This is a genomic window from Escherichia sp. MOD1-EC5950 (genome assembly GCF_002965345.1).
Lineage (GTDB): Bacteria > Pseudomonadota > Gammaproteobacteria > Enterobacterales > Enterobacteriaceae > Escherichia > Escherichia marmotae.
On the sequence record NZ_PTSR01000006.1, the window covers coordinates 58320 to 70855 of the forward strand.

At 51.8% G+C, this 12536-nt stretch carries 13 protein-coding genes; 10 read left to right on the plus strand and 3 right to left on the minus strand.

The features are described 5' to 3' along the window. Positions 1 to 19 precede the first annotated feature (19 nt). Positions 20 to 412 carry a hypothetical protein gene (locus tag BEA93_RS09180; RefSeq protein WP_016249283.1) on the plus strand — a complete coding sequence of 131 codons (393 nt, stop codon included), beginning with the start codon at positions 20 to 22 and terminating at the stop codon, positions 410 to 412. A 90-nt stretch (positions 413 to 502) separates the two neighbouring features. Here BEA93_RS09180 and envZ read toward each other — a convergent pair whose 3' ends face one another. Together envZ and ompR are read right to left on the minus strand one after the other, a co-directional pair. Next, positions 503 to 1855, minus strand: coding sequence for a two-component system sensor histidine kinase EnvZ (gene envZ / locus BEA93_RS09185; protein ID WP_001253702.1), 1353 nt, complete (start codon positions 1853 to 1855; stop codon positions 503 to 505). After that, positions 1852 to 2571 (minus strand): osmolarity response regulator transcription factor OmpR, encoded by a 720-nt coding sequence (gene ompR / locus BEA93_RS09190; RefSeq protein WP_001157751.1) that lies wholly within the window; start codon positions 2569 to 2571, stop codon positions 1852 to 1854. Before ompR ends, envZ begins: the two co-directional genes overlap by 4 nt. Before the next feature lie 227 nt (positions 2572 to 2798). Between ompR and greB the strand changes: the two genes are divergently transcribed. The 8 genes from greB to BEA93_RS09245 all read left to right on the plus strand — a co-directional run bounded on the left by greB (position 2799) and on the right by BEA93_RS09245 (position 10997). Next, a complete protein-coding gene (gene greB / locus BEA93_RS09200; protein ID WP_001517234.1) occupies positions 2799 to 3275 on the plus strand; it encodes a transcription elongation factor GreB in 477 nt (158 codons plus the stop codon). A 96-nt stretch (positions 3276 to 3371) separates the two neighbouring features. After that, on the plus strand, positions 3372 to 5693 hold the full coding sequence (locus tag BEA93_RS09205; RefSeq protein ID WP_000980770.1) for a Tex family protein: 2322 nt from the start codon (positions 3372 to 3374) through the stop codon (positions 5691 to 5693). Between the two features lie 698 nt (positions 5694 to 6391). Further along, the gene (gene feoA / locus BEA93_RS09215; protein ID WP_001200455.1) at positions 6392 to 6619 is read left to right on the plus strand and encodes a ferrous iron transporter A; all 228 of its coding nucleotides are present in this window, start codon (positions 6392 to 6394) and stop codon (positions 6617 to 6619) included. 16 nt (positions 6620 to 6635) lie between these two features. Next, positions 6636 to 8957, plus strand: coding sequence for a Fe(2+) transporter permease subunit FeoB (gene feoB, locus BEA93_RS09220; protein ID WP_000737036.1), 2322 nt, complete (start codon positions 6636 to 6638; stop codon positions 8955 to 8957). 10 nt (positions 8958 to 8967) lie between these two features. After that, positions 8968 to 9204 carry a [Fe-S]-dependent transcriptional repressor FeoC gene (feoC, locus tag BEA93_RS09225; RefSeq protein WP_000157586.1) on the plus strand — a complete coding sequence of 79 codons (237 nt, stop codon included), beginning with the start codon at positions 8968 to 8970 and terminating at the stop codon, positions 9202 to 9204. 215 nt (positions 9205 to 9419) lie between these two features. Next, on the plus strand, positions 9420 to 10346 hold the full coding sequence (gene rpnA / locus BEA93_RS09235) for a recombination-promoting nuclease RpnA (protein ID WP_105224507.1): 927 nt from the start codon (positions 9420 to 9422) through the stop codon (positions 10344 to 10346). 19 nt (positions 10347 to 10365) lie between these two features. Continuing rightward, entirely contained in the window at positions 10366 to 10638 is a 273-nt protein-coding gene (locus BEA93_RS09240) for an AbrB/MazE/SpoVT family DNA-binding domain-containing protein (RefSeq protein WP_032141466.1), read from the plus strand. Then, positions 10632 to 10997, plus strand: coding sequence for a type II toxin-antitoxin system PemK/MazF family toxin (locus tag BEA93_RS09245; protein WP_105224506.1), 366 nt, complete (start codon positions 10632 to 10634; stop codon positions 10995 to 10997). Before BEA93_RS09240 ends, BEA93_RS09245 begins: the two co-directional genes overlap by 7 nt. Before the next feature lie 18 nt (positions 10998 to 11015). Here BEA93_RS09245 and bioH read toward each other — a convergent pair whose 3' ends face one another. Then, positions 11016 to 11786 carry a pimeloyl-ACP methyl ester esterase BioH gene (gene bioH / locus BEA93_RS09250; protein WP_001060066.1) on the minus strand — a complete coding sequence of 257 codons (771 nt, stop codon included), beginning with the start codon at positions 11784 to 11786 and terminating at the stop codon, positions 11016 to 11018. Between the two features lie 37 nt (positions 11787 to 11823). On the opposite strand from bioH, the gene gntX reads away from it, so the two are divergent. Next, entirely contained in the window at positions 11824 to 12507 is a 684-nt protein-coding gene (gntX, locus tag BEA93_RS09255; RefSeq protein ID WP_001517237.1) for a DNA utilization protein GntX, read from the plus strand. Positions 12508 to 12536: the final 29 nt, after the last annotated feature.

The window sequence follows — 12536 nt, forward strand, 5'->3', positions numbered from 1 at the left end:
TAGTAGAAAGGAAGCATCAATGAGCTACGATTTAATGGTGTTTGAACGTAGTGCAGCCCCACAAGATCCGGCTGTTTTTATGGAATGGTATGAGAAGCAAACTTCGTGGAGTGAACAACACGACTACAATAATTCAGAAATAAGCAGCCCCGCCCTTAGAAATTTTTACTCAACTCTGATTCAAACCTTCCCTAATTTAAATGGGCCGGATGCCCCCGATGACGAACAGTTCGATAAGCTGGATGAGTCAGGATTAGATGTTTATTTGACCGACTATTCAATTGGAAAAAATATTATCTATATGGCATTTAGCTGGTCTGTAGCAGATGACGCATTGAAAAAAGTTCGTGAAATAGCTCACCTTCATCAAGTTGGTTTTTGCAATGTAAGTAGCAATATGGAAGTTGAATAATCTTATCAACACGATGAGTCTATATTCTCGTGTTGTGAGCATAATGTATTAGAAGCGAAAAAAACGGGAGGCTCATCGCCTCCCATTTTTTTACCCTTCTTTTGTCGTGCCCTGCGCTCGCGTGACCGGTACAGGCAACCAGGCGCGAATGGAAAGCCCGCCTCGCTCGCTGGTGCCGAGCTCCAGCATCCCGTTATGGTTATCGATGATACGCTGCACAATTGCCAGCCCTAACCCCGTTCCGCTAATGGTGCGCGCGCTGTCGCCGCGGACAAACGGCTGGAATAAGTGCTTACGCTGCTCTGGTTCAATACCAGGACCATCATCTTCCACCTGGAACCAGGCGCGATTCGGCTCCGTACCACTACTGACTTTAATCCAGCCATTGCCGTAACGGGCGGCGTTCACCACCATATTTGCCACTGCGCGTTTGATGGAGAGCGGATGCATTTTTACTTCAATGCTGCCCGGCTCAAGCGCGGTTTCAATTTCCCGCTCATAGCCACTTTCCGCAGCAATCACCTCACCAAGCACGGCATTAAGATCGGCCAACTCCATCGGCATCTCCTGCCCGGTGCGTAGATAGTCGATAAATTGCTCAATGATGGCATTGCACTCTTCGATATCCTTGTTGATCGATTCCGCCAGGTAGCCATCCTGCTCACTCATCATCTCCGTTGCCAGGCGAATACGCGTCAGCGGCGTGCGCAGGTCATGACTCACCCCTGCCATCAACAACGTGCGGTCATCCGCCAGTTGCTTGACACCAGCCGCCATATGGTTGAAGGCACGGGTAACCGAACGCACCTCCGAAGCACCATATTCACGCAGCGGCGGAGGAATAATCCCCTTACCCACCTGCAAAGCCGCATGTTCGAGATCGACTAACGGTCGGTTCTGAATACGAATAAACAGCCACGCGCCGCCTATCGCCAACAGCATTATCGCCAGCGTATAGCGGAACAGCGGGGAGAAATCACCCTGATGAATTTCGGTCAGCGGCACACGCACCCAGATATTGGGCGACAGCCAGGTTTTCAGCCAGACGACAGGCGAGCTTTTGTTGACCTCGACGCGAACTTCCGTCGGACCGCCCAGTTGCTGCGCCATCTGATGGCTTAAGAATTCATAGTGTTGCGCCCAACGCAGCCCGGCCTCTTCGGCAGCTTCGTTGGAATAGAGAGAGATCCCCAGCTCACGGTAGATCTCCCGACGAAAAGCGGGAGGCACAACCAACTGCGTGCCGTCCTCCAGTTGCAGTTTGTCGGTCATCAACATACGTACTTCGTATGCGAGGACTTTATTAAACTGCTGAAGGCTCGGCAAAATCGCGAAGTTCAGTACCACCAGGTAAGTCGTCACCAGGCTGACGAACAGCAAGGTGACGATGAGCAATAACGTGCGGGCAAATGAACTTCGTGGCGAGAAGCGCAATCGCCTCATGCTTTAGAACCGTCCGGCACGAAGACGTAGCCCAGACCCCAGACGGTCTGAATGTAACGTGGGTGCGCCGGATCTTCTTCCACCATGCGGCGCAGACGCGAGATCTGCACGTCGATGGAGCGTTCCATTGCGGAATATTCACGTCCACGGGCAAGGTTCATCAATTTATCGCGGGAGAGCGGCTCACGCGGATGACTGACCAGCGCCTTCAGTACCGCAAATTCACCGCTGGTGAGCGGCATCGGCTCATCTTCACGGAACATTTCGCGCGTACCGAGGTTAAGTTTGAACTTACCGAAAGCAATTACCGCTTCTTCCTGCGACGGCGCGCCCGGCAACTCGTTCGCCTGACGACGCAGTACCGCACGAATACGAGCCAGCAGTTCACGTGGGTTAAACGGTTTCGGAATGTAATCGTCAGCGCCAATCTCCAGGCCAACGATACGGTCAACTTCTTCCCCTTTCGCCGTCACCATAATGATCGGCATCGGGTTACTCTGGCTACGAAGACGTCGGCAAATCGACAAGCCATCTTCACCAGGTAACATCAAATCCAGTACCATAAGATGGAAAGATTCACGGGTGAGCAGGCGATCCATCTGTTCTGCATTAGCGACGCTTCGAACCTGGAAGCCTTGTTCGGTGAGATAACGCTCCAGCAGCGCGCGCAGGCGCATGTCGTCATCGACCACCAGAATCTTGTAGTTCTCTTGCATTGTTTATACTCCCAAAGGTTCGCAACAATTTGTAAGCGTGTATTCTTAAAAAAGCTTACGTTCGTCACCAGCTAAATCTGGTATAAATTTCAGCCTAAATTGTTACAAAGCATATTAAACAGCAGTTTAAGTATACAATTTATTCGGCGGAACATTATTGATTCTGTTGATATGATCACGTTATACCCAATGTGCGCATTATCAAACAGACAAAGGGAATCAACGAGATGAAAACGCCCCTGATTACCCGGGAAGGGTATGAAAAACTCAAACAAGAGCTCAATTATCTCTGGCGTGAAGAACGCCCCGAGGTCACAAAAAAGGTGACCTGGGCTGCAAGTCTGGGCGACCGCAGCGAAAATGCTGACTATCAGTATAATAAAAAGCGCCTGCGTGAAATCGACCGCCGCGTGCGCTACCTCACTAAATGCATGGAAAATCTAAAAATCGTCGATTATTCCCCGCAGCAGGAAGGCAAAGTGTTCTTTGGCGCGTGGGTGGAGATTGAAAACGACGATGGTGTTACCCACCGTTTTCGTATCGTCGGCTACGATGAAATTTTTGGCCGTAAAGATTACATCTCTATTGATTCCCCAATGGCCCGCGCATTGCTGAAAAAAGAGGTTGGCGATCTGGCGGTGGTGAATACCCCTGCCGGGGAAGCGAGCTGGTATGTTAATGCCATCGAGTACGTGAAACCATAAGGAAGAGTCTTAACCTCCTGCCGATGGCTGGCATTTTTGCCAGCCAGTCCGTATAACTATCCCCTGATTTTTGATCCGAAAAGATGAACTCAAACCATGATGAATGATTCGTTCTGCCGCATTATTGCGGGTGAAATTCAGGCGCGCCCGGAACAGGTTGAAGCCGCCGTTCGCCTGCTTGACGAAGGGAATACCGTGCCGTTTATCGCACGTTATCGTAAGGAAATCACCGGCGGTCTGGATGACACGCAGTTGCGTAATCTGGAAACGCGTCTGGGATATTTGCGCGAGCTGGAAGAGAGACGTCAGGCGATCCTCAAGTCCATTTCTGAGCAAGGTAAACTCACCGATGAGCTGGCGAATGCCATCAACGCCACTTTGAGCAAAACCGAACTCGAAGACCTCTATCTGCCCTACAAACCTAAACGCCGCACCCGTGGGCAAATCGCCATTGAAGCAGGTCTTGAGCCGTTAGCTGACCTGTTGTGGAACGATCCATCGCAAACGCCGGAAATTGCCGCTGCGCAATTTGTTGATGCTGATAAAGGCGTAGCGGATACCAAAGCCGCGCTGGACGGCGCGCGCTATATACTGATGGAACGTTTTGCCGAAGATGCCGCCCTGTTGGCGAAAGTGCGTGATTATCTGTGGAAGAACGCACATCTGGTCTCAACCGTAGTGAGCGGTAAAGAAGAGGAAGGGGCAAAATTTCGCGACTATTTCGATCATCACGAACCGCTGTCAACGGTGCCCTCTCACCGCGCGCTGGCGATGTTCCGTGGGCGTAATGAAGGCGTACTCCAGCTTTCGCTGAATGCCGATCCGCAGTTCGACGAGCCACCGAAAGAGAGCTATTGCGAACAAATCATTATGGATCACCTCGGCCTGCGCCTGAACAATGCTCCGGCGGATAGCTGGCGCAAGGGCGTGGTGAGCTGGACCTGGCGCATCAAGGTGCTGATGCATCTGGAAACCGAACTGATGGGCACCGTGCGCGAACGCGCAGAAGATGAAGCAATCAACGTTTTTGCCCGTAACCTACATGATCTGCTGATGGCGGCTCCTGCCGGGCTGCGTGCGACGATGGGCCTCGATCCGGGTCTGCGTACCGGGGTAAAAGTAGCGGTAGTCGATGCGACCGGTAAACTGGTGGCAACCGACACCATTTATCCGCACACCGGGCAGGCCGCAAAAGCAGCGATGACCGTTGCTGCTCTGTGTGAAAAACATAACGTTGAACTGGTGGCGATTGGTAACGGTACGGCTTCCCGCGAAACCGAGCGTTTCTATCTCGACGTTCAGAAGCAGTTCCCGAAAGTGACGGCGCAAAAAGTGATCGTCAGCGAAGCAGGCGCATCGGTTTACTCTGCTTCCGAACTGGCAGCACAGGAGTTCCCGGATCTCGATGTTTCTCTGCGTGGCGCGGTATCTATCGCCCGTCGTTTGCAAGATCCGCTGGCGGAGCTGGTGAAAATCGATCCGAAATCCATCGGCGTGGGTCAGTATCAGCATGACGTCAGCCAGACACAACTGGCTCGCAAACTGGATGCAGTGGTGGAAGACTGCGTAAACGCCGTTGGCGTCGATCTCAACACCGCTTCTGTTCCGCTGTTAACTCGCGTGGCGGGTCTGACGCGCATGATGGCACAAAACATCGTTGCCTGGCGCGATGAGAATGGGCAATTCAAAAACCGTCAGCAATTGTTAAAAGTTAGCCGTTTAGGGCCTAAAGCCTTCGAGCAGTGTGCGGGCTTCCTGCGTATTAACCACGGCGATAACCCGCTGGACGCGTCTACCGTTCACCCGGAAGCCTATCCGGTGGTCGAACGCATTCTGGCGGCAACGCAACAGGCTCTGAAAGATCTGATGGGTAACAGCAGCGAACTGCGTAACCTGAAAGCCTCTGACTTTACCGATGAGAAATTCGGTGTGCCGACGGTAACTGACATTATCAAAGAGCTGGAAAAACCGGGTCGCGACCCGCGTCCGGAATTTAAAACCGCTCAGTTTGCCGATGGCGTCGAGACAATGAACGACCTGCAACCGGGTATGATCCTCGAAGGTGCAGTCACCAACGTCACCAACTTTGGCGCGTTTGTCGATATCGGCGTACATCAGGACGGTCTGGTTCACATCTCTTCCCTGTCGAATAAGTTTGTGGAAGATCCGCACACCGTGGTGAAAGCGGGTGACATTGTGAAGGTGAAAGTGCTGGAAGTGGATCTCCAGCGTAAACGTATCGCCCTGACCATGCGCCTGGACGAACAGCCTGGTGAAACCAATGTCCGTCGTGGCGGCGGTAACGATCGTCCGCAAAACAACCGCCCGGCAGCAAAACCGCGTGGCCGTGAAACGCAGCCTGCCGGTAACAGCGCGATGATGGATGCGCTGGCAGCAGCAATGGGTAAAAAGCGTTAAACACTATGACTGGCCTACGGTTCAGCTTTGCACGGGTTCGTAGGCCAGATAAGGCGTTCACGCCGCATCTGGCAATAAACGCCTTAACTGACATAAAAGTGCCGGAGAACATCTCCGGCATTTGAGATTGCTGACAAACTCGCTTGCGGGTCAAAACAGGCACAACTTTCCCCCCTCTCCCCAGCCCTCTCCCCGATGGGGCGAGGGGACCATCCGTGCACTTGCCTGGCTCCGGTATTTTTATTCCACAGCCAAAACCACAATATATTCCGCTAATATTTATCACATCATTAACAATTGAAACCTTAATAAAACATTAAGCAGCCATAATAATTCGCCCTCCGAATTATATTTTTGCTCTGATATAACCTTGAGCCACATCAACATTGGCGCAAATTATTATCTAAACCAACATTCGCACACATTTTAAGTATTGCTGATAGAAACCATTCTCATTATCATTGTACTGTTGATTATTTAATCTCTCCTTCGTTGGCGAATCATCTGGTCTCATGTCGCTGTCAAACGCCCCATGAGGTAGTTAACCAGTTTTACTCTAAATAATTCGAGTTGCAGGAAGGCGGCAAGTGAGAGAGTCCCCGGGTACTTACTCCAGTAAGTAACTGGGGTGAGCGACCGAAGCCGCAGCACATGCAATTTGAATTATGACGAGTATAGCGAGAAACAAGTAGGCACCTATGCAATACACCCCAGATACTGCGTGGAAAATCACTGGCTTTTCCCGTGAAATTAGCCCGGCATATCGTCAGAAGCTGCTTTCTCTTGGCATGTTACCTGGCTCCTCTTTTAATGTGGTGCGCGTCGCTCCACTCGGTGATCCTATTCATATCGAAACCCGTCGTGTAAGCCTGGTATTACGGAAAAAAGATCTGGCCTTATTAGAAGTGGAAGCGGTTTCCTGTTAATACGGTGAGAATAACAATGAAAAAATTAACCATTGGCTTAATTGGTAATCCAAATTCTGGCAAGACAACTTTATTTAACCAGCTCACCGGTGCTCGTCAGCGTGTAGGAAACTGGGCTGGTGTTACCGTCGAACGTAAAGAGGGTCAGTTCACCACTACCGATCATCAGGTCACCCTGGTGGATCTGCCCGGCACTTATTCTCTGACCACCATCTCTTCGCAGACTTCGCTGGATGAGCAAATCGCCTGTCACTACATTTTAAGCGGCGATGCCGATCTGCTGATTAACGTGGTGGATGCGTCTAACCTTGAACGTAACCTTTACCTGACGCTGCAACTACTGGAGCTGGGTATTCCGTGCATCGTGGCACTGAACATGCTCGACATTGCCGAGAAGCAAAATATTCGCATTGAAATTGATGCCCTGGCGGCGCGTCTTGGCTGCCCGGTGGTTCCACTGGTCTCCACTCGTGGTCGTGGTATTGAAGCGCTGAAACTGGCAATTGACCGCTACAAAGCCAACGAGAATGTAGAACTGGTGCATTACGCCCAACCGCTAATCAATGAAGCCGACGCACTGGCGAAAGTGATGCCGTCCGACATCCCGCTGAAACATCGCCGCTGGCTGGGTCTGCAAATGTTGGAAGGCGATATTTACAGCCGCGCCTACGCTGGTGAAGCATCGCAGCATCTGGATGCTGCTCTCGCCCGTCTGCGTAATGAGATGGACGATCCGGCGCTACACATTGCCGATGCGCGTTACCAGTGTATTGCCGCCATCTGTGATGTGGTGAGCAACACCCTGACGGCAGAACCCAGCCGTTTCACCACTGCCGTAGATAAAATCGTGCTTAACCGATTCCTTGGTCTGCCGATTTTCCTCTTTGTGATGTACCTGATGTTCCTGCTGGCTATCAATATCGGCGGGGCGCTACAACCGCTGTTTGACGTCGGTTCCGTGGCGCTGTTTGTACATGGTATTCAGTGGATTGGTTACACACTCCACTTCCCGGACTGGCTGACTATCTTCCTCGCCCAGGGCCTGGGTGGTGGCATTAACACCGTTCTGCCACTGGTGCCGCAAATTGGCATGATGTACCTGTTCCTCTCCTTCCTGGAAGACTCCGGATATATGGCGCGTGCGGCGTTTGTGATGGACCGTCTGATGCAGGCGTTGGGATTACCGGGTAAATCTTTTGTGCCATTGATTGTTGGCTTCGGTTGTAACGTGCCGTCGGTGATGGGCGCGCGAACCCTTGATGCACCGCGTGAACGCCTGATGACCATCATGATGGCTCCATTTATGTCCTGCGGCGCACGTCTGGCAATCTTCGCGGTATTTGCGGCTGCGTTCTTTGGGCAGAACGGCGCGCTGGCTGTGTTCTCACTGTATATGCTGGGTATCGTGATGGCTGTGCTGACTGGCCTGATGCTCAAATACACCATCATGCGCGGTGAAGCGACGCCGTTTGTCATGGAGTTGCCGGTATACCACGTACCACACGTTAAGAGCCTGATTATCCAGACCTGGCAGCGTCTGAAAGGTTTCGTTCTGCGCGCCGGTAAAGTGATTATCATCGTCAGTATTTTCCTGAGTGCCTTCAACAGCTTCTCGCTAAGCGGGAAAATCGTCGACAACATCAACGACTCAGCGCTGGCTTCTGTCAGCCGTGTGATCACCCCGGTCTTCAAGCCAATTGGTGTACATGAAGATAACTGGCAGGCAACGGTTGGCCTGTTCACGGGTGCCATGGCGAAAGAAGTGGTGGTGGGTACGCTCAACACCCTCTACACCGCAGAAAATATTCAGGACGAAGAGTTCAATCCGGCGGAATTCAACCTTGGTGAAGAGCTGTTCAGCGCGGTAGATGAAACCTGGCAGAGTCTGAAAGACACCTTTAGCCTTAGCGTACTGATGAACCCAATTGAAGCCAGCAAAGGCGACGGTGAAATGGGCACCGGGGCGATGGGCGTGATGGATCAAAAATTCGGTAGCGCGGCAGCAGCTTACAGCTATCTGATTTTTGTCCTGCTGTATGTACCGTGCATCTCGGTAATGGGCGCCATCGCTCGTGAATCAAGCCGTGGCTGGATGGGCTTCTCCATCCTGTGGGGGCTGAATATCGCTTACTCGCTCGCCACCTTGTTCTATCAGGTTGCCAGCTACAGCCAGCACCCAACCTACAGTCTGGTGTGCATTCTGGCGGTGATCCTGTTTAACATCGTGGTCATTGGCCTGCTGCGTCGCGCGCGTAGCCGGGTTGATATCGAACTGCTGGCAACGCGCAAATCGGTAAGCAGTTGCTGCGCAGCCAGCACCTCTGGCGATTGCCACTAAGGATACGGCAATGGCTTCGCTCATCCAGGTGCGTGATTTGCTGGCGTTACGGGGCCGTATGGAAGCGGCCCAAATCAGCCAGACGCTGAACACTCCACAACCGATGATTAACGCAATGCTGCAACAACTGGAAAGTATGGGCAAAGCCGTGCGAATTCAGGAAGAACCTGACGGCTGCCTCTCCGGCAGTTGCAAAAGCTGCCCGGAAGGAAAAGCCTGTCTGCGTGAGTGGTGGGCGTTGCGTTAACATTGTTCCACAACATTGTTCCACCACCTGTTTTGAAAAGCCCGGTATGCGTTTGCTACCGGGCTTTTTTGCGTGCCACTTTCCATAAAAATGCAACTCTTGCAGCACGACGTAAATTCCTCTGAAAGAGTCTCGCAGGGATGAAAACTGGCTAATGCACAGGTGTGGAGTGGCGCGTAGAGTCGCGGCATTCAAACAACAGGTGAAGGAACGCCATGAGCAAAAAGCAGAGTTCCACCCCACACGATGCACTGTTCAAACTCTTTTTACGCCAACCGGACACGGCGCGCGATTTTCTTGCGTTCCATTTACCGGCCCCCATTCACGCGCTCTGTGATATGAAAACCCTCAAGCTGGAGTCGAGCAGTTTTATTGATGACGATCTGCGTGAAAGCTACTCTGACGTGCTGTGGTCGGTGAAAACCGAGCAAGGACCAGGATACATCTATTGCCTGATTGAACATCAAAGCACCTCAAACAAACTGATCGCATTTCGCATGATGCGTTACGCCATTGCCGCAATGCAAAATCACCTGGATGCCGGATACAAAACGTTGCCGATGGTGGTGCCGTTGTTGTTTTACCATGGTATTGAAAGCCCCTATCCCTATTCGCTGTGTTGGCTGGATTGTTTCGCCGATCCCAACCTGGCAAGGCAGCTTTATGCCTCTGCATTTCCGCTGATTGATGTCACCGTCATGCCTGATGATGAAATCATGCAACACCGACGCATGGCGCTGCTGGAGTTAATTCAAAAACATATTCGTCAACGCGACCTGATGGGACTGGTAGAGCAAATGGTCTGCTTATTAAGTAGTGGATACGCTAATGACAGACAAATCAAAGGGCTGTTTAATTACATACTACAAACAGGCGATGCGGTACGTTTTAACGATTTTATCGATGATGTGGCCAAACGTTCACCGAAACACAAGGAGAGTTTAATGACTATTGCGGAAAGATTGCGGCAGGAGGGACATCGTCAAGGGGTACAACAAGGTGTACAGCAAGGTGTACAGCAAGGACGACGCCTGGAAGCCCTGGATATTGCCCAAACGATGCTGAAAGCGGGTATCCCCCACGAAGACATAATCTTATTTACCAGCCTGACGATGGAGGAGCTTAAAGAAATTATCCATTGATAAAACAAAGGAGAGTTTAATGACTATTGCAGAAAGATTACGGCAACAAGGAGGAGCCATGATCGTTACTATCCCACGAGATCTTGCCACCGATCCTGGCTGGTCACCGGGCACAGAGATTACCGTGGAGAAAAAAGGCGATAGCGTTAATTTGCGCGCCACAGAGCACAAGCCGCGTGGGCGTCTTACCGTCGCGCAATTGTTGAGCCAGATCGATGAAAGCGAAATTACGGAGCTAAATCAGTCGACAGAAGGATGGGCAGAAGGGAAAAAAGGTAATGAAGCATGGTAAAGGCACGGACGCCACATCGTGGTGAGATCTGGTATTTTAACCCTGCTCCGGTTGCCGGGCATGAACTTCGGGGTCCACATTATTGCATTGTGGTAACAGACAAAGAACTCAACAATGTCTTAAAAGTTGCTATGTGCTGTCCGATTTCAACAGAGGCAAATGCAGCACGTTCCACAGGGGTGACGGTGAACGTCCTCCCCCATGATACGCAAACCGGTAACCTGCATGGCGTTGTGCTTTGTCACCAGCTAAAAGCTGTCGATCTTATTGCCCGTGGCGCTAAATTTCATACCGTTGCCGATGAAACATTGATTAGTAAGGTACTCGGTAAACTGGTAAATTTAATCGACCCACAATAATTTGCCCTTACTTACCACCTACACCCTCTGCTTCAACGCCACCAGCAGGTGACAAAACTCATCCGGATGCGAAATAAACGGCGCATGAGCCGCTTTGGCGAAGATATATGATTTGCTGTGAGGCCATAGTTCATCCAGCATTGGCACTACTTTGCGCGGCACCAGACCGTCAAGATAGCCATATAAGCGCAAAAACGGCATTTGTACGCTTTGCAACGGCTGACGGAGATCGACCGTTTTCAGAATTTCCAGCCCACCATTAAGCACGTCAACCTCCGGCATCGGTAACGCCAGAACGGTTTTCTTCAGCGCTCGCGCATCCTGACGCGCCGTTTCCGTGCCCATCGTTTGTAGTGCAAGGAACCGTTCCACTGTACGCTGAAAATCTTCACTTAGCTGCTGCTGAAAACCCGCCAGCACGTCCGGTTTTATCCCCGGCCACTCATCACGAGCACTGAAACACGGTGACGAAGCTACGGTAACCAGCGCCTGAACACGCTCGGGATGGGTTAACGCAATCTGACTTGCCACCAGCCCGCCCAGACTCCAGCCCAACCAGATGGCTTTATTCGGTGCCCGTTGCAGCACGCATTCCGCCATGTCAGAAAGCGACATCGCGCCATATCCCTGGCTGCGCCCGAAGCCAGGCAGATCAACAAGATGCAGCGTAAAATGCGAGCTGAGTTCCTCATCGATGCAACGCCACACTTCGGCATTCAGTCCCCATCCGTGCAACAGCACAAGATGAACATTCCCCTGACCTTTGGTCTGCCACCAGATGTTATTCATCCGCTATTGTTCTCTTTTGACTCACAAGGATGAATATATGCTAACAGTACCGGGATTATGCTGGCTATGCCGAATGCCGCTGGCGTTAGGTCATTGGGGAATCTGTTCTGTCTGCTCCCGCGCCGCACGTACACATAAAACGTTATGCCCGCAGTGTGGATTACCGGCTTCACACTCACATCTTCCCTGCGGTCGCTGCCTGAAAAAACCGCCACCGTGGCAAAGACTGATCACTGTTGCCAACTATGCACCTCCATTAAGCCCGCTCATTCACCAGCTTAAGTTTTTGCGACGTAGTGAAATCGCCAGCGGCCTGTCACGTCTGTTACTATTAGAAGTCTTACACGCCCATCGGACTACCGGATTACAACTGCCGGATCGTATCGTCAGTGTTCCGTTATGGCAGCGCCGCCACTGGCGTCGGGGATTCAATCAAAGCGATTTGCTGTGCCAGCCTTTATCGCGCTGGCTGCACTGCCAATGGGATAGCGACGCCGTCACGCGTATAAGAGCCACTGCGACCCAGCATTTCCTCAGTGCCCGGCTGCGCAAGCGCAACCTGAAAAATGCCTTTCGCCTTGAATTGCCCGTGCAAGGTCGCCATATGGTGATTGTGGATGATGTCGTTACCACCGGAAGTACCGTCGCAGAGATTGCGCAGTTGCTTTTACGCAATGGTGCGGCGACAGTCCAGGTCTGGTGCCTTTGTCGAACCTTGTAGAGCCTCGATGATGGGCGTATTATAACCAA

Coding starts and splice junctions, on each gene's coding strand:
- BEA93_RS09180 (WP_016249283.1), top strand. CDS start 20: ATGAGCTACGATTTAATGGTGTTTGAACGTAGTGCAGCCCCACAAGAT.
- envZ (WP_001253702.1), bottom strand. CDS start 1,855: ATGAGGCGATTGCGCTTCTCGCCACGAAGTTCATTTGCCCGCACGTTA.
- ompR (WP_001157751.1), bottom strand. CDS start 2,571: ATGCAAGAGAACTACAAGATTCTGGTGGTCGATGACGACATGCGCCTG.
- greB (WP_001517234.1), top strand. CDS start 2,799: ATGAAAACGCCCCTGATTACCCGGGAAGGGTATGAAAAACTCAAACAA.
- BEA93_RS09205 (WP_000980770.1), top strand. CDS start 3,372: ATGATGAATGATTCGTTCTGCCGCATTATTGCGGGTGAAATTCAGGCG.
- feoA (WP_001200455.1), top strand. CDS start 6,392: ATGCAATACACCCCAGATACTGCGTGGAAAATCACTGGCTTTTCCCGT.
- feoB (WP_000737036.1), top strand. CDS start 6,636: ATGAAAAAATTAACCATTGGCTTAATTGGTAATCCAAATTCTGGCAAG.
- feoC (WP_000157586.1), top strand. CDS start 8,968: ATGGCTTCGCTCATCCAGGTGCGTGATTTGCTGGCGTTACGGGGCCGT.
- rpnA (WP_105224507.1), top strand. CDS start 9,420: ATGAGCAAAAAGCAGAGTTCCACCCCACACGATGCACTGTTCAAACTC.
- BEA93_RS09240 (WP_032141466.1), top strand. CDS start 10,366: ATGACTATTGCAGAAAGATTACGGCAACAAGGAGGAGCCATGATCGTT.
- BEA93_RS09245 (WP_105224506.1), top strand. CDS start 10,632: ATGGTAAAGGCACGGACGCCACATCGTGGTGAGATCTGGTATTTTAAC.
- bioH (WP_001060066.1), bottom strand. CDS start 11,786: ATGAATAACATCTGGTGGCAGACCAAAGGTCAGGGGAATGTTCATCTT.
- gntX (WP_001517237.1), top strand. CDS start 11,824: ATGCTAACAGTACCGGGATTATGCTGGCTATGCCGAATGCCGCTGGCG.